Below are 20,349 nucleotides of genomic sequence, written 5' to 3'. Positions count from 1 at the left end.
GTGGGCCGGTAAAAAGGAAGCTTACTTCTTAAAGTAAACCCCCTCCCCTGACGCAAGGCTTAGCAGGCGTTTGCTTGCGTGGCATGCTGCATCAATAACGGGCGTCGCCACGCGCCTACTAACCAAGAAAATGAGTGACAATACTCGCATTTTTGTCACTGACACACCGCTTGGGACTCCCCAGCCTAAAGCGGCTTCTGTGCGCTAACTGGTCATCATCTTATCGAGCCGCAGTCTATCAGTCTCTGACCTGGGTCAAATTTTAAGAAGGTGCCACGAACCTTTTTAAATCATTTTAATACAGCCCTTAAACACCCACGCTGAGACGCGCTTAACGCAGCTCAACTTAAAGCACTTTACGATCCTCTACCTTGGCATGCTCGGTTCCCGGTGGAAGCGGATGCCCTTTTGCCAGTTCCGCCCGCGTTGCTTCACGCTGCTCCAGAATGTTTACCTGGTAGCTCAGCGTACGCCCTGCCAACGGATGATTGGTATCTACGGTAACTCGGTCTCCTGCCACGCTCACTACCGTTACAATTTGCGGCCCGGCCTCGCCCTCGGTTTGAAAGCGGCTGCCCGGCGTTAAGTCAGCGTTACCAAACGAGCCACGGCCGACTTCCTGTACCAGGCCTTCATTGCGCAGGCCATAGGCCTCTTCAGGTAAAAGCATCACTGTTACTTCATCACCGGCCTTTAGGCCAGCTAATGCGCGCTCAAGCCCAGGCACGATATTGTCGTGGCCATGCAGATACTCAAGGGGCTTATTGCGGGCGCGTGAATCATCCAATACCTGCTCACTGTTATCGCTTAAAACATCGCTAAGCACATAGTGCAACGTAACGACCTGATGTGCCGTGATCGACATGGAAAACTCCTCTCCGGTAAGCTATCAACATTGTCATAAACATTGATGCAGTTTATCACTTGGCTCAAGCCAACGTCTTTTCTGGAGTTGAACGATATGCCCACCCCTTTACCCCGGCGTAGCTGGCTAGCCGCGCTGGCGATTTACTTTCGGGCACCTGTTATTACCATGCTGTTTCTGGGGTTTTCCGCGGGCTTACCGTTCTTACTGGTTTTTTCTACGCTGTCGGCCTGGCTACGCAGCGACGGGATTGACGTCGCCGCCATCGGCTTTTTCGCGTGGATAGGAATGCTCTACTCGATCAAGTTTTTCTGGGCGCCCGTGGTAGACAGGCTCGCCCTGCCGGTCCTCACGCGCATGTTCGGGCAGCGGCGAGGCTGGATGCTGCTGGCCCAAGCGATGATTGCAGCGGGGCTTGTGGGTCTTGCAGGCGTTAATCCCCAAGGTAACCTTGGCGTGGTAGCCGCGTTTGCGCTGCTGGTGGCGTTTGGCTCAGCTACCCAGGATATAGCGATTGATGCCTACCGCATTGAGTCCGCCGATGACGACGTCCAGGCCGCCATGGCATCTACCTACATTATCGGCTACCGGGGTGGCCTGCTGGCCGCAGGCGCCGGGGCGCTCTATGTAGCGTCAGCCATTTCCTGGGACGTGGCCTACTTAACCATGGCGGCGCTCGTCGGCGTGGGTGTCCTCACCGTGCTGATTCGCCCCGAGCCCAAGCGGGCGTCGCTCTCGGTGCAGTTAATTCATGAACCCAAAGTACGTGCGTTTATTCGCGCTAGCCGTGGCCAACCTAAAGTGCTACGCCGCATGGGCGCTTGGTTTATCGGCGCCATCGTATGCCCCTTTACCGATTTCTTTCGTCGTTATGGGGTAAAAGCGCTGGGCATTCTAGTGTTCATTGCAGTGTTTAGAATAAGCGATCTTGCCATGGCGTCGATGGCTAACCCGCTCTATATCGACCTTGGCTTTTCACTGGCAACGATTGCCAATGTGACCAATATCTTCGGTATTGCCATGAGTATTGGCGGCGGTCTTCTGGGCGGGTTACTGGTCGCACGTTACGGTATTGGGCCGGTGCTGATACTGGGGGCCGTTGCCGCCACCTTCACCAATTTGCTGTTCTCGGTACTTGCATTGATCGACAATCAGGTCCCCATGCTGGTGGTCACCATCATCGGCGATAACCTGGCCAATGGATTGGCAAGCGCCGTGTTTATTGCGTTTCTCTCTACGCTCACATCGCGTGCATATACGGCAACGCAGTACGCGTTGTTTTCATCATTGATGACGCTACCGGGGAAGTTTTTAAGCGGCTTTGGCGGGCTAGTGGTTAGCGCCCAAGGGTATGTCACGTTCTTTATCGTTGCTACGTTGCTGGGGTTACCCGCCATTCTGCTAGCTATCTGGATTAGCCGCGACAAGCAGCTGGTGCCCACCCCACAGCCGCGCTGAGCGGCTGCGGGAAGAGTAAGCTTGCGTACATAAGAAGAGGGTTAGCGGTGGCTATCCAGCCACTCAAGCGCACCTGGCGTGGTACGCCACTGATCACGCATCAGCGTACGGTACTGCCACGCCTCAGCACGTGAACCTGGCTCCACTTGGCCATCGGCATAGGGGGTCGCTGGGCGCGGTTTTTCCGCACAGATCATCTCAAGCGCATGACGATTATGCGCGGTGACGTCGCCAAGCGCCCGTTCGGCTGCCTCATGCTCGTTTAAGCGGTAAAGCGCCAACGTGCGCCCCATGAGTAACCCCAGCACCAGTGAGCCATCATCGTCTTCCGACTCCTCAGTGAGTGCCAGCGCTTCCTGGTTGCGGTCATCGCGCAGTAGCTGGTCAAGCACCAACTCTTTAAGACCCAGGCTATCTTCCTGGTCGATGGCTAACAACTCTTCAGCTAGCTCGCGTGAATGCTGGCGTGCGCCGCGCTCCATGCCGACCACTAGCGCCAACCCTGTACGCAGCAGCATGGCATTGTCAGCATCATCCCAGCACAGGCTGCCGTTGCCTGCGGCTCGGGCTTGTTCCAGCCAGCGTGAAAGACGCACCGCCAGTGGCTCCAGCAGGGTTGGCGCCATCCACGGAAGGCTTCCAAAACGGCTGGTAAGCGCGAGAGTGACATCCTGAACGACCTGAGGCGCATCCAGCCACTCAGGGTGCGCGCAGAGCGCTGACATCCACTCCTCTGCATTGCCCCACGGGTCATCGCGAAAGCCCAAGGCCACCTCTTCATCGACCATTACCTGGAACTGCTCATGCCAAGCGGCGAACAAGGTCGCTTCACGGGCGGTGGTCATATACTGCAAATGGCCGCTTTCCGGGTCGCTGCTAATATCAAGTTTGGGCGCTGTCGGAAGGACAGCAAGCAGTGTTTGCAAGGATACCAGCGGCGTGGCCAGATCCTCTTCCGCGCTTAACAGCTGATCCGCAAGCGTCGCCCCGGGGTTATCAGCAAGTGCCGCAAGAAAATCCAACTGCTCTTCGTCAAGATCCCCCTGGCGCACCAAGCGCCGATACCAGAAATTAGCCCGCGCTTTGGCTTCTTCTTCATGGCCTTCATGAAGCAGCAACATCGCCTCAATATACGCAAGCGTGGGCGAATCAGGCAGGGCCTGCTGAGCTTTGACAAAGGCTGCTCGGGCGCTGTCCAAATCATCATTATCCAAATGCATTAAGCAGAGCCGTTCAAGGGCAACACCGCGTAAAAACAGCGGCCCACGCTCCATCACTTCATCCAGAAGGTCTGCCCGTTTGCGGGTAAAGCCACGCTCCTGATAGATATCCAGCAGGATTTCAAAGGCAGGCTCGGCTTGCTCTGGCAGCCGCGACCAGTCACTACCATCAAACAGTGACTCCAGAATCTGCATCGCCCGGCCCGTTTGGCCGCTTTCGGCGGCAATAAGCCCCGCTTCCAGCAGTGCTTGGGGCGGCGCTTGGCGGCTCTCCAACGCAGACTTCAGCGTGGCACCCTTCCATTCACGCAGCGACAACATCCACATCATCTGCTCTGGAATGTCGGTGGGGAAATCAACGCGATAACAGCACTGCTTATACTTGCGCCCAGAGTCACACCAGCAAGCCTCGTTACGCCCTGGCGTCGCCAGCGGCTCACTGGCAAAATCCAGCCTGGCCAACGGCGTTTGTGACCATAAAATAGGGGCCAGCGCCTGGGCGGTGGCGACATCACCGTTAAATGACTTGGCGCCTTCATCGCGCACCCAGGTCATAAAGTCGGGATAGTGTTCTTGCTGCCTGATTGCCGAGAGTGCCCCGGAGGCAAATCCCAGCAGCTGATCGACCCATACCGCTAGCATTGCCGTCTCCACTGTGTTTAAAAGCGCAATAGCTTACCATGAAGGTGGGCATGGCCGCAGCGGTGAACTGCTTATAGGTGGCTTGGGCGCTCAAGCAACGGCGCAGTCCGTGCGTGCATATCCAGCCGCGCTTTTAAACGCACCAGATTCCAGTAGTGGCCATTCAATGCTCGCGAGAGAAGCAGCGTATCCGCGGGAGGCTGCAAACGGTCCATCGCCGCCCACACTTTGGGCGACAGCTCACGCAGGCGGCGGTGCACGCGCACATCGCTGAAATCCTGCTCCCCCGGTTCAAACAGTGGAGAAATACTTTCCGCAGCCTCGCGGTAGAGCGCCAGCGGTGCGCCTTGACCTTGACGGCCACCCAAGTTGACGAGTGCGTCATCCATGGCCATGGGGTCGTGATCAAGCGTGGCGCTGAGCAATTGCATCATCGCCTCAATTCGCGCTTCGGGCACCGCAATCACAGCGCCAAAATCGTAAATAATCAGCCGACCGTGCTCATCTGCCGCGAAATTGCCGGCATGCGGGTCGGCATGCAGCTCGCCGTGGGTAAACAGTTCCTGGGTAATCCAGTCGGCAAGCGTAGTGGCCACCTTCTGGCGCACTGTATCATCGGCGCCTTCCAGCTCACGTAGCGGCGTACCGGGCACGTAAGACATGGCCAGAACATGTTGGCCCGAAAGCTCAAACAGCGGCTTGGGTATGATGATTCGAGAATCACTCTGGTAGCGCTCTCGGTACCGCGCCAGGGCATTTGCTTCCGCCTGATAATCCAGCTCGTCGCGAAGCCCCGCCGCCAGCTCTTCAAACAGCGCATCCAGGCGCGCCTGAGGCACCTTGAACCAACGGCCCAACCCGATAATGCGTCGCACCTGTTTTAAATCACTTTCCAGTACATCCGCCAAGCCGGGGTACTGCACTTTCAGCACCACCGTTTCGCCTTCAAGGGTGACCGCTTTGTGCACCTGGCCCATGGAAGCGCTGGCAAAAGGCCGCTCTTCAATTTCGGTAAAATACTCATGGATATCGCCGTACTGAAGCACCAAGGCTTCATGGATACGCGACCAAGGCATCGGCTCTGCCTGACGCTGCAAGCGCGCCAGCTCATCGGCTAAATCGGGCGGCAGCAGGTCATCCCACTGCGACATCATTTGAGCAAGCTTCATTGCCGGGCCTTTAAGCTCGGAAAGCCCTTCAAACAGCGCCTCACCTAACGCACGCCAATCCGCCTGGCCGCCCAAGCGCGTTTTAAGCAGCGCACCACCAGTGCGTGCACCCAGGCCCACTAACCTGCGTGTTCTACCGCGTTCGCGCATATCAATCCCCACTGCCCTGCCCTATAAGTCACCGCTACTGTTACCATAGGCGCATTTCGAACAGACATTAAGGCCACGCTTCGCATGCGCTTGATTATTGCCGAAAAACCCAGCCTTGCCCGGGCCATTGCTGAAGCGCTGCCGGGAAGCTCCAAACGCCAGGAAGGCGCTATTGTGTGCGGTGATACCACCGTAACCTGGTGTTTGGGCCACCTGCTTGAGCAGTCCCCACCTGAGGCCTACGACCCCGCCGATAAACAGTGGCGGCTGGACCGTTTGCCCATCGTGCCCGGCACCTGGAAGTTGGCACCGCGTTATAAAGCGCGTGGGCAGCTAGCGGTGATTCGCAAGTTAATCAAGCAGGCCACTGATGTTGTTCATGCTGGCGATCCGGATCGAGAAGGCCAGCTACTGGTGCAGGAAGTGATCGAGCACCTGAAGTACCGCGGCCCGGTTCAACGTCTGTTAATCAGCGATTTGAACCGCCCAGCGGTCAGTCGCGCCCTCGCCAAACTGCGCTCCAATCAGGAGTTCCAGCCACTTTTTCAGGCAGCGCAAGCGCGTTCACGCGCTGACTGGCTGTATGGCATCAACTTGACCCGTGCCTGGACGCTCACCGGCCGCCAGGCGGGCCACGATGGTGTACTTTCCGTTGGCCGTGTGCAAACACCGGTACTCGGGCTGATTGTGCGCCGCGATAACGCCATTCGAGATTTCAGGCCGCACCCGTTCTATCCGCTCTGGGTGGACTTACAGGTTGAAAAAGGTCAGCTACGCGCTTGGTGGGCACCCAAGGAACACCAGCCGCTGGATGATCAAGGCCGCTTGATTGATCGCACGCCGGCCGATGCGCTGGCCGCCCAATTGCCGGGGGCTACCGGCCAGCTCACCAAGCTCGACCAGCAGGAAAAACGTCAGGCGCCGCCGCTGCCCTACTCGCTTTCCGCACTTCAGGTAGATGCCGCCCGACGTTTTGGGCTTTCCGCACAGATGGTGCTGGATATTTGCCAGCGCCTTTACGAGCAGCACAAGCTGATCACCTACCCACGCTCCGACTGTCGCTATCTGCCCGAAGAGCACTTGGCCCTTGCCCAGCGCAGCTTAACCGGCGCCTGCCAAAATGATGACACGCTCAGTCAATGGCTGAATGGTGCCGATTTCTCGCTGCGCTCAAAGGCGTGGAACGACAAGCAGGTGGGTGCCCACCACGCCTTGGCACCCACCGGAAAGCCTGCTGATTTCAGCCAGCTCTCGGCCACCGAAGGCCACGTGTTTCGGTTGGTGGTGCGAAACGTCATGGCCCAGTTCTATCGCCCTTTGCGCACCTTTGAAGTGAAAGCCGAGTTCACCCTGTTAAACGAGGCGTTCCGTGCCCGCGGTCAAAGCATTCTCGACCCTGGCTGGAAACCGCTCTTCACTACAAAAGAAGAAGCGCCGCCGCTGCCATCGCTTACCCAAAATGAACACTGCAAAGCGCTGGGTGCAGGCGTAGAGGAAAAGGAAACCCGCCCACCCGAGCCGTTTACCGATGCCAGCCTAATCAAGGCGATGATGAACATCGGCCGCTACGTGGATGACCCGAACGTTCGCAAGACCTTACGGGACACCGATGGCCTGGGTACCGAAGCCACCCGCGCCGGTATCATCGAAACCCTGGTACAGCGCGGCTACCTGGTGCGCCAACAAAAAGCCCTACGTGCCACCAAACTGGGGAGCGCGTTAATCGCCGCTCTACCCAGCGCCGTCAGCACGCCGGAACGCACCGCCCTTTGGGAACAGCGCCTGCGGGCTATCTCCGAACAACAGGATGATGCGGGCGCTTTTCAGCAGGCCCTGCTGGAAGACCTTCGCGCCCTGCTTAATCAAAGCGATGCGAGAAAGCTCAGGCAGAGTTTACAAACGGCCCAAGGTGCAGCGGGAGGCCCGGCAAAGCCAAGGAAAAGCACTAAAACCAAACGCGCCAGCTATGTAAAACGCAAACCTGCCAAACAACGCTGACCGGGGTTGAACTATGGCTACGCCAGCGAGTTAGTGAAACACGGCCCCATCACGCCTAGAAGGCACCTTCTTTCAATAAAGCCTGTCATCCCCCCGTTTTTTTTATTAGAGTCAGGCCCCAATTTTGTTATCGCCCGTATAGGAAGTTCACGCACGCCATGAATGCTGATCAACTTAAACAGCTTGAAGATGACCTCTGGTCCGCCGCCGACAATTTGCGTGCCAACTCGGATCTCAAGTCGAGCGAATATGCCACCCCGGTGCTCGGGTTGATCTTCCTGAAATTTGCCGACAACAAATACGAACAAGCTGCAAAGACCATTGCCAAAGAGCATGCGGCGCTCCTGGGTACCCGACGTGAGAAATCGATTTCCGATATAGCGATTCAAAAATGCGGTTTTTACCTACCGGACCACGCGCGGTACAGCTATTTGCTTGGTCTCCCGGAAAGCGAGGATCTTGCCAAAAAGATCAAACAGGCAATGGAGGCGATCGAGGAGTATAAGCCCGAGTTGGATGGCATTCTCCCAAAGGACGAGTACGTTGCTCTTACCCGTACCAGCAATAGTTTGCTGGGTGAGCTACTGAAGAGTTTTTCAGATATACCGCAGGATGCCAGCGGCGATATCTTCGGCAAAATCTACGAGTTTTTCCTGGGTAGATTCGCCTTGAGCGAAGGCCAGAAAGGCGGTGAGTTTTTCACACCCACCTCAGTGGTCAAGCTGATGGTGGAAATCATCGAGCCCCATCATGGCACGGTATACGATCCAGCCTGCGGGTCTGCCGGGATGTTCGTACAGTCTCAGCAGTTTGTGGAGCGCCGCCGCAAAAGTCTGGACGAACGAGGCGAGGCTCACAACGAAGATCAGCTTTATGTTTACGGCCAGGAAAAAACCCTAGACACCGTCAAGCTGGCCAAGATGAACCTGGCAGTCAACGGCCTGCGGGGCGAGATCCGTCAAGCCAACAGTTATTCGGAAGACCCCTTTAGTGGCTTCGGAAAATTCGATTTTGTGATGGCCAATCCACCGTTCAATGTGGACGATGTGCCTCTTGCAACGGTAGAAGATGATTCACGCTTCAACACCTACGGTCTGCCGCGCAAGAAAACCAAGGCCAAAGCGAGTGAAAAGGGAAAGGAAACTGTCCCCAACGCCAACTATTTGTGGATCAACCTGTTCGCCACTTCCCTGAAAAACAACACCACGGATAGTGGCCGGGCGGCGCTGGTCATGGCCAACTCCGCCTCTGATGCCCGTCACAGTGAGGCGCACATTCGTCAAACTTTGATCGAGAATAACTTGATCTACGGCATGCTCACCCTGCCGTCCAATATGTTCTACACGGTCACCTTGCCAGCTACCCTCTGGTTCTTTGATAAGAACAAGCAGGATAACCGTATCCTGTTTATTGACGCCCGCAATATCTTCACCCAGATCGACCGTGCTCACCGGGAGTTCAGCGAAGAACAGGTCCAAAACATCGCCATTATCAGCAAACTGCATAAGGGCAAGCGGGCGGACTTTATTCGGCTGGTGCACAGCTATTTCCTCGACGGCATGAAACAGCTTAAGGCCAACCAAGAAAAGGTCGGGCCGGTATGCGAGCAATTGCTCGAAGTACTGGATGACACGCAGGGCAAGCAGGCTGTGGGAGAACTGATCAGTCAGTGGCAGGGCCTCAAAGTTCTGCAGGAAGCCAGCAATACCTACATAGAAACCGCCGACCTGCACCTGACCGGCGCGGAGGCCATCGAATCCGCCAACCGCAACCAGCAGGAACTGAGAGCAAAATTCGGTCCCTTCTTCCAGCAACTCCACACCGGCCTAAAACAACTGGACAAAGTGGTCCGCCAGCACGAAAAGGCCAAAGCCGAAGGAGCCAGACAAGCCGGCAAACGCACCACCACAGACCGCTACGCCCGCCGCCTGAAAGAGGCGTTGGAAGAGCTGCACAAGGAAGTTCGCAGCTCGGAAACCTATTACCAGCATATCCACTGGCTCCAGGAGCGTTTCCCGAACGCTGAGTACGAGGATGTGACGGGACTTTGCAAGCTAGCAACGCCGGAGGAAGTGAAAGAGCAGGATTATTCGCTGAATCCGGGGCGGTATGTGGGGGTTGTGATTGAGGAGGATGGGAAAACTGAGGAAGAATTTCTGACAGGAATAGAAGACTTGAATGATGAGCTTACGTCATTAAATTCCTATGCAGAGGCTCTCGCCTCTTTAATCAGTAAAAATATGTCGACGTTGGTTGAGAGCAAATGATTGATTTCCCCATGATCAAAATAGGTGAATTGATCAATTCCGGTGAAGCTAAAATTCAAACTGGCCCTTTTGGCACACAGTTAAAAGCCAGTGATTACTCTGCTGAAGGGTACCCGGTAATCAATGTTAGAAATGTAGGCTTTGGCGATATCCGCTCAGAAAACCTGGAGTTTATTGACGACAGGATTGCGGAGAAGTTGTCTTCCCATAGGTTGCTACATAACGACATTGTGTTCGGTCGGAAAGGGGCTGTAGAAAGGCATGGGTTAATCACTGAAGCACAGGAAGGCTGGTATCAGGGCTCTGACTGTCTGAGGTTGAGATTCAACTCACTCAGGATAAATCCTAAATTCATTTCTTATTTTTTCCGAACGAAAGCTCATCAGGATTGGATGATGGCCGTGTGTGCATTCGGGGCGACCATGGCCTCCTTGAATCAGGACATTGTGAAACTAATAAACGTCCCGGTTCCGCCACTGGATATTCAAAATAAGATCGTGGGATTGCTCTCTGCCTACGACGATCTGATCAAAAACAATAAACGCCGTATCACCCTGCTGGAAAACATGGCCGAGGAAATCTACCGCGAGTGGTTTGTGCGGTTCCGGTTTCCGGGGTGGCAAGAGGCTGAGTTTGAGAAAGGTAGCCCAAAAGGTTGGGAATACCGAAAATTTAGAGATTTGGTTACCCACTATATTGGAGGTGGCTGGGGAGAAGACGAGCAAGGTGCTGTCTTTTCGGAAGGTGCTTACGTCATTAGAGGGACAGATATACCCAAACTTGCCTCTGGTGATTTCAGTCCAAAAAAATTCCGGTTTCACAAACCCTCAAATCTGAAAAGCCGCAGGATGCAGGAACATGATTTCGTTTTTGAAGCCTCTGGCGGGAGTAAAGATCAGTTGCTAGGTCGCAACTTGATGCTAACCCGAGGAATGCTGTCTGTTTTTGACAACGATATAATTTGTGCCAGTTTTTGCAAGCACATTCGATTCGATAGAGAAAAAGTGTCGCCTCTTTTCATGAAGTATTTCTTAAAACTCTTCTATGAACAGGACTTGGTTGGCATCTATCAGGTTCAGTCGACTGGAATCAGTAATTATCAGTTTGAGAGTTTCCTCGATAACCAACTTGTGCTTGTCCCCGAAAAGTCGATTCCCAAGGGTTTTGATGAAGTAGTTGAGCCGATTATTGCTCAGCTAGATTATTTGGCAATGGTTAATTTGAAGCTAGAACAGACGAAGAGCCAACTCCTTCCCCGACTGATTTCAGGCAAACTTTCCGTGGAAAATCTGGATATTGAGTTTCCGCCCTCCATGCAAAGCGACCAGTCACACAGCGCCGACGAAGCCGCCGCTTGAACCCTCAACGCTAATCAGACAAACTGTCACCAGATATCAATAAGTGGTGACGGTTTGTCTGACCCCGGTTCCGCCTGGCTATCCCGGGCACAGCTCCAAACCCTGTTCCGCCAGCACGGCGGCCAGCTCCGCCTGAGCGAAGCGCTGGCCCAGGGCTATAGTCGGTACCAGTTCTATCGGCTCCGGGATGAAGGGCTGATTGAGCCGATCAGCCGTGGTCTATACCGAATGGCGGATCTTCCGGCCATCGAAAATCCGGATCTGGTGGCCGCCGCTACCCGTTTTCCTAATGCGGTGCTTTGCTTGATTTCCGCGCTGGACTGGCATGGCATTACCACGCAGATTCCCCTTCAGGTGCATCTGGCGGTGAAGCGGGATGCCCGCCTGCCGGTCCTGGATTATCCGCCGGTGGCCGGTTACCAGTTCTCAGGGTCGGCATTCATCGAAGGCATCGAGCAAGTAGGCATAGACGGCATCACGCTGCAGGTCTATAACCCCGAGAAAACTCTGGCGGACTGCTTCAAGTTCCGTAACCGCATCGGCATGGACGTGGTGCTGGAGGCTCTTGAGCTCTACCGCACACGTAAAACGTTCCGGCCTGGAAAGCTGATGGAATACGCCAAAATCTGCCGCGTTGCGAAGGTGATGGCACCCTATGTAGAGGCCAAGCTTTGAATGGAATCACGCAGTCAACGAAACCAACAAAATGACAGGAGTCCACGGTGGCCAAAAACATCGCTGTATCTGTTCGCCAGAGGTTGCTGAATAAATCACGAGAAGAAAAACGCCCTTTTCAGGAGTTACTGCAGTACTACGCCATGGAGCGTTTTCTTTACCGGCTTAGCCAATCGACTCATAACCGCAGTTTTACCCTTAAGGGTGCCCTGCTGCTATGGGTTATGCAGGGGGCCTGATATTCGACCGACGCGTGATATCGATATGCTGGGCCAAACAAGCAATCGCCCAGAGGCTATTCTGGCCCAAGTGAGTGATGTACTGGCCACGGGCGTTATGGATGATGGTTTATCGTTTGATTCAAATACGTTGAAAGCCGAAACCATTACCGAAGACGCCGACTATCAAGGGATTAGGGTGACGTTTACAGGGTTTCTAGGCAACGCCAAAATTCCAATGCAATTGGATATTGGCTTTGGCGACATTATTTTCCCGCTGCCTTCCTGGCAGACCTTTCCTGGCCTACTAGACTTCCCCACCGACAAAATTCTCTGTTACACACCGGAATCATCCATTGCTGAGAAATTTCAGGCGATGGTCCACCTTGGCGAATTAAACAGCCGTATGAAAGACTTTTACGATATTTGGATACTTTCACGGCAGCACTCTTTCACGCTTTCGGACCTGACTGGCGCTGTAACAAGAACCTTTGCTCACCGAGATACGGAACTCCCTGAAACCAATCCTTTTTCTACCGCTTTTATGGACAGCAAGCAGCCACAATGGCAGGCTTTCCGTAAGCGTCTGGGCCAAGACCATATGCCGGAGGCGTTTTCGGAGGTTGTCGCAGCGGTGTTGGAATTTCTTGCTCCCATCATAGAGAAAACAGCCGCCGACCCCGTGCAGAAAATTTGGCACCCACCCGGACCATGGAGTCGGCAGGTCGATGGCTAGCTTTATTTCAGAAGACAATCTTGAACAGGCGTTATTACAGCGCCTTCAGCATATCCACGGTTTTGATGTACTGGATTGCTATACCGCAAAGCCGGAAAACCTGAACGATGGCTCCCAGCGCACTGATAAACGTGATGTGATACTCCCAGTGCAGCTGAAAGAAGCCTGCGTGGCACTGAACCCAACCATTCCAGAACGCAACATTGATGACGCCATTGAACGGGTGATGAATCGACGCACAGCCATGTCACCAATTGCTGCAAACCGTGAGCTATACGACCTGATTCGGGACGGCGTCCCCGTCCAGTTTGATGATGAGCAAGGTATTAAGCAGTACGAAAAAGTTCGCCTTGTTCACTTTGATGACCCAAAGCAGAACCATTGGTTGGCGGTCTCCCAGCTATGGGTTAAATCGGTAGGCCAGGCACCAAAATCTGCATACCGTCGCCCGGACGTAATCCTTTATATCAATGGCTTGCCGTTGGTGTTTGTGGAGCTGAAAAACTCTAACGTAAAGCTCCGCAATGCTTTCGAGGATAACCTTCGCAGCTATCGTCACGATATCCCCCAGCTCTTTCATTGCAACGCTTTTTGTATTCTTTCCAATGCACTGGAAACTCGGATGGGTAGCTTCACGGCTGGCTGGGAACACTTTTTCAACTGGTTCCGGGTAAAAAGCGAAAATGAAGCGATAGATCGCAAGAAAATTACCGAACAGGCCACAAGCCTGGAGCAAGCGGTGAACGGTCTTTGCGAGCCTTCGCGAATGTTGGACTATATCGAGAACTTCATATTGTTCCATAAGGGCGAAACCAAGATTATCGCCCAAAACCATCAGTTTCTGGGCGTCAATAACGCCTTTGAGCGGTTCCAAAATCGCCGGGAGCATGACGGCAAACTGGGCGTCTTCTGGCATACCCAGGGCTCGGGCAAGAGCTTTTCAATGATCTTCTATGCCCGCAAGATTTTCCGCAAGGCTACCGGCAACTTCAGCTTTGTGGTGGTGACCGACCGGCAGGACCTGGATGGACAGATTTACCGCAATTTCCTCAATACTGAGACGGTTCGCAAAGAGGATGCCGCCCAGCCGGCCAATGCCGAGGAAATGCGCAAGTTTCTGGGGCAGAACAAGAAGGTCGTTTTTACCCTGATTCAGAAGTTCCGGTATGACAAGGGCCACAAATACCCACGGCTGTTCGATCCGGATAAGGAAAATCGTGAAATCATTGTGATGGTGGATGAAGCCCACCGTACCCAATACAAGAACTTGGCAGAGAATATGCGTGCGGGCCTGAGAGGTGCCCACTTCCTGGCCTTTACCGGTACGCCATTGCTGGGCCGTGATCGCAAAACCAATAACTGGTTTGGCGATTACGTGTCCGAGTATAACTTCCAGCAAGCGATGGAGGATAACGCCACGGTGCCGTTGTTCTACGAAAAACGCGTACCGAAAGTGCTCATCCAGAATGACGATCTGGGCGACGAGTTCTATGAATTGCTGGAAGACGAGAACCTTGACGAAGCCCAGCAGGAAAAGCTGGAAAAAAAGTATGCCCGCGAATTGGAAGTCATCAAACGGAACGATCGTCTAGATACCATCGCCAAGGATATCGTTTATCACTTCCCCCGCCGTGGTTATCTCGGCAAAGGTATGGTGGTCACTCTGGACAAATTCACCGCCGTGCGTATGTACGACAAAGTGCAGCAGCACTGGAAGGATGAACAAAAGCGCCTGCTGAAACTGATCAAAGAATCGACCAACGAAGTGGAGAAAGCCCGCTTCAAAAAGATCCGGGATTACATGAAAACGGTCGAAATGGCCGTGGTGATCAGTGACCCGAAAGCAGACGAAGAAAAATTCGAGAAACAGGGACTTAATATCAAGCCTCACATCAAGCGGCTAGATCAGCTTGATGCACAAATGCACGATGTGGAGTACAACTTCAAAGATCCGGAACATCCCCTTCAACTGGTGTTTGTGTGTGCCATGTGGCTAACCGGGTTTGACACACCTACCGTCTCAACACTCTACCTGGATAAACCCATGAAGGGCCACAGTCTGATGCAGACAATTGCCCGAGCCAACCGTGTGGCATCCTGCCGAATTAAAGGCCACAGCGGTGATCTAGTAGAAAAGAAAAGTGGCGAAATCGTCGATTACTACAATGTTTTCCGCAACATGCGCAAAGCACTAAAAGACTACGCGCAGGGGGCGGATGGCGATGAGCCGCCAGTTCAGGAAAAGTCAGAGCTGTTTAAATTGCTGGATGATGCCGTTGCCCAAACGCTAGAATTCTGCAGAGAGCGGGATATTGAGCTGGCCTCAGTATTTGAGAAACAGGATACCTTTAAAAATATAAGCTTCTTCTCTCACGCGGCGGATACGTTGCTGAGCAATGAAGAATGGCGCAAGCAGTTCAATGTCTATGAGAACACAGTGACCGCCCTTTATGAGGCGTGTAAACCAGAGGTTTTCCAACAACATGATAACCAGAGGATTGCGGCTATCCAGTATCTTCGTGGTGTCGTCGATGCTTTGGTGGAAAAGGCGGATATTGACGAGATCAGTCAGAAGATCTCTGAGCTTCTCGATGAGAGTGTGGTGGTTGATAACGCAGAAGCGTTCAATATCAAGGAACACGGAGCGGAATACGAACTTGTCCAGAAAGGACAAGGCTGGGATTTAAGCAAAATCAACTACGACAAGCTACGGGAAGATTTCAAAAAGACGGAATACAAGCACATTGAGATCGCAGAGCTTCGGGCATTTATTGAAGACAAGTTGCAGCAGCTTCTGGAGCAAAACCACACCCGAACAGACTTTGCCCAACGCCTTCAGGAAATCATCGATCAATACAATGCCGGTAGTTCTTCAGCAGATGCGTATTATGAAGACTTAGTGAAATACGTCGGTAACTTGACAGATGAAGCCGAGCGCCACACTCGTGAAGGGCTGACGGAGGCAGAACTTGAGCTCTATGACCTTTTAAAGAAAGACAAACTGACCAAAGCCGAGGAGCAGAAAGTCAAGTTGGCAGCCAAAGATTTAATCATTCGGCTGCTTGAAGGCTATCCCAAAGTTTTGGTTCAGGATTGGTGGAAGGACGGCCAAACACAACGAGCAGTAAAAGCAGCAATTGAAGAAGTTCTCGATAAAGATTTACCGGAGAGTTATGACCGGGTGGCGTTTAAAGAGAAGTGCGATAATGTGTTCGAATTGGTCGTTGAATTCGCGGCGAGCGGACGAAAATGGGTTGCTTAACGACTCTTTAAAATCAAGTGTGCTCGGCTAAGACCGAGTGCTTAGTTTTAACTGCTGTCGTTCAGATATCACCAAGTATCGGGTTCATGGCTATTATCAAAGAATGTCGCTTTGTTCTTGCTGGTGATATACGAAAATAACGGTGCCTATACGAGCACTATTCAGTTCAACATTGTGTACAAAATAGCTGTTTTCTCGCTCCCCTTACCCCACAGCTATTTCAAGGACGATTGGGTGCTTAATCAAATCCTAGCAGCCCAATTTACCGCCCTACCCAGCGCCGTCAGCACGCCGGAACGCACCGCCCTTTGGGAGCAGCGCCTGCGGGCCATTTCAGAACAGCAGGATGGTGCGGGCGCTTTTCAGCAGGCCCTGCTGGAAGACCTTCGCGCCCTGCTTCATCAAAGCGACGCGGGAAAGCTCAGGCAGAGTTTGCAAACGGCTCAGGGTGCAGCGGGTAGCCCGGCAAAGCTTACGAGCAAGCCAAAAAAGAGCTATACAAAGAGAAAAAGTACCAGTGGGAGTAAGAAGTAGAATAACGATGACGGGATGAACACCTCTTAACCCATATTCTTGCGCCAAGCGGCGCGACTGTCTATACAGAAGGTAGATACGGCATCGCTGCCCTTAAATAGTAGCCAGCATGGATCGCTCAGCGGCAGAGGCCTTGACCCATTCGACTTAGCTCATTCGAGGAGTTCAAGCATGATTCGACGCACGCTCCCCCTCCTTGTTGCCTTGCTAAGCACTGGCGCCGCCATCACGCTTCAGGCCTCCGAACCAGCAGCGCCTCAGAATGAAAGCGGCGTACTTCCCAACGCCATGCCCGAGAAGCCGAATATAGATACCGGCACGGCGGGTACCACCAGCGGCATTACCGGGGCGAATATGGATCAGGAGGATGAGACCACCGGTGGTGGTCAATCCCGGGGCGATGCCATGTTCCAGACGTCGGACTCTCAGCCCGATGCTGGGTCCACCTACGAAACCGAGACACCTGAGCGCGAGGAAGCACTTTTGCCGGATGAACCGCTGGGTGCCGACGACAGCGGGCGCCGGGAAGACGGTGAATCTCAGGGCAGCACGTCCGATTCGCCCGAATAAGCCGTTAACAGCAAGCCCTAGTGGCAACCTTCTCATTGGACAAACGACACCGCGACGCACCGACAAACAAGAACAGACGCACTATGCTTAACGGATATGCCATCTCAGGAAGTGACGACATTCAGAACAAAACGATAGGAGGCCGGGATGACTCTGAAGGTTACGCGAAGACAGTTTTTTAAACTCGGGGCAGTCGGCATGGCCACCTCCAGTATGGCCATGATGGGCTTTGCACCTGAGCCCGCGCTCGCCTCAGTTCGCCAGTTCAAGCTTACCGGCGCCAAGATAACCCGCAGTAACTGCACCTACTGCTCGGTGGGCTGCGGCGTGCTGCTCTATAGCCGCGGCGATGGGGCGATCAACAGCATTGATAGCATCTACCATGTCGAGGGCGACCCGGATCACCCGGTCAGTCGCGGCTCGCTGTGTCCTAAGGGTGCGGGGCTGCTCGACTACATCCAGAGTGAATCGCGCCTTAGGTACCCTCAGGTACGCGAACCCGGTACTGATGAGTGGAAACGCATCAGTTGGGACGACGCGCTGACACGTATCGCCCGGCACATGAAGGATGATCGCGACGCCAACTTTGTCGCCGAGGACGATGCAGGCAATACCGTCAACCACTGGACCACGACCGGGATGCTAGCGGCGTCCGCCTCGACCAACGAGACGGCGTACCTGACACAGAAGATAGTCCGCAGCCTTGGCATGGTGGTACTCGACAACCAGGCGCGCGTCTGACACGGACCGACGGTGGCAGGTCTTGCCCCAACATTCGGTCGCGGTGCCATGACCAACCACTGGGTCGACATCCGCAACGCTGATCTTGTTCTCGTCATGGGTGGCAATGCCGCCGAGGCGCACCCCGTTGGTTTTCGCTGGGTGATGGAAGCCAAGGAGCATAACGATGCCCGTTTAGTGGTGGTCGATCCTCGCTTCAACCGCACGGCAGCGGTGGCGGACTACTACGCGGAAATTCGTACCGGCACCGATATCGCTTTTCTGGGCGGTCTAATCAGCTACTTGATCGAAACTGATCAGATCCATCATGAGTATGTGCGCGCCTACACCGACGCTAGCCTCATCGTGCGCGAGGATTTCGGCTTCGAGGATGGCCTGTTCACCGGCTACAACGCCGAGAATGGCGACTACGACAAAGAGACCTGGCGGTACGAGTACGACGACGAAGGCTACGCCCTGCGTGACGATACGCTCACGCACCCCCGCTGCGTATTCCAATTGATGCGCGCGCATTTCAGCCGCTACACCCCTGATGTGGTCTCTTCAGTGTGCGGTACGCCCCGCGACAAGCTTCTGCACGTCTGGGACATGGTCGCCGCGACCGTCGTGGACGACAAGACCATGACGATCCTCTACGCACTGGGGTGGACGCAGCACTCGATCGGCTCGCAGATCATTCGCACTGCGGCGATGCTTCAGTTGTTGCTTGGCAACATGGGCATGCGCGGGGGCGGCGTCAACGCTCTGCGTGGGCATTCCAATATCCAGGGGCTGACCGACCTTGGACTGCTCTCGGACTTACTACCTGGATACATGTCGCTGCCCGAGGCCGATGAGCAGGATTACGACGCCTATATCCTTGACCGCTCACGCCCGGACCTGCTGCCTGGCGAAGTGTCCTACTGGCGCTATTACGAGCGTTTTCATGTCAGCCTGATGAAGGCCTGGTTCGGCGATGCGGCCACCGAAGCGAACAACTGGTGCTATAACTGGCTGCCCAAGCTCAGCGAGCCCCTGTATGACGTGCTTTATACTTTCGAGCGGATGAGCCATGGCGACATCACCGGCTATATTTGCCAAGGGTTTAATCCGTTGGCCGCCTTTCCGCACAAGGCCAAGACTAGTGCGGCGCTTTCCCGCTTGAAGTATCTGGTCGTCATCGACCCGCTGAGAACCGAAACCGCCGAGTTCTGGAAGAACCATGGCGAATTTAACGATGTGAACACCGCCGAGATCGACACTGAAGTGTTCCGTTTGCCGACCACCGCGTTTGCCGAGGAAGACGGTTCCATCGTCAACAGCTCACGCTGGCTGCAATGGTTCTGGGCAGCGGCACCGCCCCCGGGCGAAGCGATTCCCGATACCGCCATTCTGGCGGGCATCTTCTTGCGGATGCAGCAGATGTATCGTGACGAAGGCGGCGCCTTTTCAGATGCGCTGCTCAATCTAAGCTGGCCCTATCGTTACCCGGCAGAACCCAGCGCCAACGAAATAGCCCGGGAGTACAACGGTTGGGCACTCGAGGACGTGGTTGATGAACAGCGCAATATTGTCTGCCGGGCGGGCGAGCAGATCGAGGATTTCGGCATGCTGCGTGCCGATGGCAGCACGGCGAGCGGTTGCTGGATATTTGCCGGCTGCTGGACCGATGAAGGCAACCAGATGACCCGCCGCGACAACTCCGACCCCTACGGCGTCGGCCAGACGCTGGGCTGGGCCTGGTCGTGGCCGGCCAACCGGCGAATTCTTTACAACCGGGCAAGCGCACGCCCCGACGGCACGCCGTGGGCTGAGCGCAAGGCGGTTGTCTGGTGGAACGGCAATCGCTGGGTGGGTAATGACGTTCCCGACTTTCCGGTGGAATCCGCACCGACAGAAGCTCAGGGCCCCTTCATCATGAACCAGACGGGGCGAGGGCAGTTCTTTGCCCGTGAACGTATGGTCGAAGGGCCTTTCCCGGAACACTACGAACCATTTGAAACGCCCATCGCCAACAACCCGATGCACCCCAACAACCCACTGGCCAAGAACAATCCAGGCGCGCGGGTGTTCGAGCAGGATCGGGCCAACTTCGGTACCTTCGAGGAGTTTCCGCATGCGGCGACCACCTATCGTCTCACTGAACATTTCCACTACTGGACGATGCATAACCGCTTGAACGCCATCGCCCAGCCGGAAAAATTCGTAGAGATTGGCGAAACCCTGGCCAACGAATTGGGCATTGGTAAAGGTGACCGAGTCCGCGTCAGCTCCAAGCGCGGCCATATCGAAGCGGTGGCGGTGGTGACCAAGCGCATTCGTCCATTGCAGGTAGCGGGACGCACGGTGCACCAGATAGGCATCCCGATTCACTGGGGCTATCTGGGCGAAACCAAGCAGGCTCACCTGACCAATACGCTGACGCCATCTGTAGGTGACGCCAATACCCAGACGCCGGAGTTCAAGTCGTTTCTGGTACGGGTCGAAAAGCTATAACGCAAGGAGGA

Annotated in this window: 14 protein-coding genes; 11 read left to right on the top strand and 3 right to left on the bottom strand. The window is 54.6% G+C overall.

The genetic code is table 11. The features are described 5' to 3' along the window. Positions 1–346: 346 nt before the first annotated feature. The gene (locus INT20_RS01910) at positions 347–865 is read right to left on the bottom strand and encodes an FKBP-type peptidyl-prolyl cis-trans isomerase (protein ID WP_193054389.1); all 519 of its coding nucleotides are present in this window, start codon (positions 863–865) and stop codon (positions 347–349) included. 96 nt (positions 866–961) lie between these two features. Between INT20_RS01910 and INT20_RS01905 the strand changes: the two genes are divergently transcribed. Then, on the top strand, positions 962–2,323 hold the full coding sequence (locus INT20_RS01905) for an AmpG family muropeptide MFS transporter (protein WP_193056344.1): 1,362 nt from the start codon (positions 962–964) through the stop codon (positions 2,321–2,323). 41 nt (positions 2,324–2,364) lie between these two features. On the opposite strand, the gene INT20_RS01900 is transcribed toward INT20_RS01905, so the two are convergent. Continuing rightward, the gene (locus INT20_RS01900) at positions 2,365–4,185 is read right to left on the bottom strand and encodes an SEC-C domain-containing protein (RefSeq protein WP_193056343.1); all 1,821 of its coding nucleotides are present in this window, start codon (positions 4,183–4,185) and stop codon (positions 2,365–2,367) included. Positions 4,186–4,256: 71 nt separating this feature from the next. Continuing rightward, positions 4,257–5,504: an ABC1 kinase family protein gene (locus INT20_RS01895; RefSeq protein WP_193056342.1), complete on the bottom strand. Its 1,248-nt coding sequence runs from the start codon at positions 5,502–5,504 to the stop codon at positions 4,257–4,259. An 84-nt stretch (positions 5,505–5,588) separates the two neighbouring features. On the opposite strand from INT20_RS01895, the gene INT20_RS01890 reads away from it, so the two are divergent. From INT20_RS01890 to fdnG, 10 genes are all read left to right on the top strand, one after another. Beyond that, a complete protein-coding gene (locus INT20_RS01890) occupies positions 5,589–7,502 on the top strand; it encodes a DNA topoisomerase III (protein WP_193056341.1) in 1,914 nt (637 codons plus the stop codon). A gap of 158 nt (positions 7,503–7,660) precedes the next feature. Beyond that, positions 7,661–9,769: a type I restriction-modification system subunit M gene (locus tag INT20_RS01885; RefSeq protein WP_193056340.1), complete on the top strand. Its 2,109-nt coding sequence runs from the start codon at positions 7,661–7,663 to the stop codon at positions 9,767–9,769. Beyond that, positions 9,766–11,127 (top strand): restriction endonuclease subunit S, encoded by a 1,362-nt coding sequence (locus INT20_RS01880; RefSeq protein WP_193056339.1) that lies wholly within the window; start codon positions 9,766–9,768, stop codon positions 11,125–11,127. The genes INT20_RS01885 and INT20_RS01880 overlap by 4 nt, the downstream gene beginning before the upstream one ends. A 54-nt stretch (positions 11,128–11,181) precedes the next feature. After that, positions 11,182–11,802: a type IV toxin-antitoxin system AbiEi family antitoxin domain-containing protein gene (locus INT20_RS01875; protein ID WP_226911991.1), complete on the top strand. Its 621-nt coding sequence runs from the start codon at positions 11,182–11,184 to the stop codon at positions 11,800–11,802. Between the two features lie 47 nt (positions 11,803–11,849). Then, positions 11,850–12,041, top strand: coding sequence for a hypothetical protein (locus tag INT20_RS18015; RefSeq protein ID WP_226911990.1), 192 nt, complete (start codon positions 11,850–11,852; stop codon positions 12,039–12,041). Positions 12,042–12,066: 25 nt separating this feature from the next. Continuing rightward, entirely contained in the window at positions 12,067–12,756 is a 690-nt protein-coding gene (locus INT20_RS01870; protein ID WP_226911989.1) for a nucleotidyl transferase AbiEii/AbiGii toxin family protein, read from the top strand. After that, complete coding sequence (locus INT20_RS01865) at positions 12,749–16,018, top strand: type I restriction endonuclease subunit R (protein WP_193056338.1); 3,270 nt, start codon at positions 12,749–12,751, stop codon at positions 16,016–16,018. The genes INT20_RS01870 and INT20_RS01865 overlap by 8 nt, the downstream gene beginning before the upstream one ends. A gap of 111 nt (positions 16,019–16,129) precedes the next feature. After that, entirely contained in the window at positions 16,130–16,552 is a 423-nt protein-coding gene (locus tag INT20_RS18355) for a hypothetical protein (protein WP_407647865.1), read from the top strand. A gap of 171 nt (positions 16,553–16,723) precedes the next feature. Beyond that, positions 16,724–17,122: a hypothetical protein gene (locus tag INT20_RS01855; RefSeq protein WP_193056337.1), complete on the top strand. Its 399-nt coding sequence runs from the start codon at positions 16,724–16,726 to the stop codon at positions 17,120–17,122. Between the two features lie 153 nt (positions 17,123–17,275). Further along, positions 17,276–20,338 carry a formate dehydrogenase-N subunit alpha gene (fdnG, locus tag INT20_RS01850; RefSeq protein WP_193056428.1) on the top strand — a complete coding sequence of 1,021 codons (3,063 nt, stop codon included), beginning with the start codon at positions 17,276–17,278 and terminating at the stop codon, positions 20,336–20,338. The last annotated feature ends 11 nt before the right edge of the window (positions 20,339–20,349 follow it).

Source organism: Halomonas citrativorans (assembly GCF_014898005.1).
In the GTDB taxonomy this organism is placed as follows: domain Bacteria; phylum Pseudomonadota; class Gammaproteobacteria; order Pseudomonadales; family Halomonadaceae; genus Vreelandella; species Vreelandella citrativorans.
This window is presented reverse-complemented; position numbering and strand designations above follow the sequence as displayed.

What these genes read in the sequence shown, in the direction of transcription:
- INT20_RS01910 (WP_193054389.1), bottom strand. Translation starts at nt 865, where the DNA reads ATGTCGATCACGGCACATCAGGTCGTTACGTTGCACTATGTGCTTAGC.
- INT20_RS01905 (WP_193056344.1), top strand. Translation starts at nt 962, where the DNA reads ATGCCCACCCCTTTACCCCGGCGTAGCTGGCTAGCCGCGCTGGCGATT.
- INT20_RS01900 (WP_193056343.1), bottom strand. Translation starts at nt 4,185, where the DNA reads ATGCTAGCGGTATGGGTCGATCAGCTGCTGGGATTTGCCTCCGGGGCA.
- INT20_RS01895 (WP_193056342.1), bottom strand. Translation starts at nt 5,504, where the DNA reads ATGCGCGAACGCGGTAGAACACGCAGGTTAGTGGGCCTGGGTGCACGC.
- INT20_RS01890 (WP_193056341.1), top strand. Translation starts at nt 5,589, where the DNA reads ATGCGCTTGATTATTGCCGAAAAACCCAGCCTTGCCCGGGCCATTGCT.
- INT20_RS01885 (WP_193056340.1), top strand. Translation starts at nt 7,661, where the DNA reads ATGAATGCTGATCAACTTAAACAGCTTGAAGATGACCTCTGGTCCGCC.
- INT20_RS01880 (WP_193056339.1), top strand. Translation starts at nt 9,766, where the DNA reads ATGATTGATTTCCCCATGATCAAAATAGGTGAATTGATCAATTCCGGT.
- INT20_RS01870 (WP_226911989.1), top strand. Translation starts at nt 12,067, where the DNA reads ATGCTGGGCCAAACAAGCAATCGCCCAGAGGCTATTCTGGCCCAAGTG.
- INT20_RS01865 (WP_193056338.1), top strand. Translation starts at nt 12,749, where the DNA reads ATGGCTAGCTTTATTTCAGAAGACAATCTTGAACAGGCGTTATTACAG.
- INT20_RS01855 (WP_193056337.1), top strand. Translation starts at nt 16,724, where the DNA reads ATGATTCGACGCACGCTCCCCCTCCTTGTTGCCTTGCTAAGCACTGGC.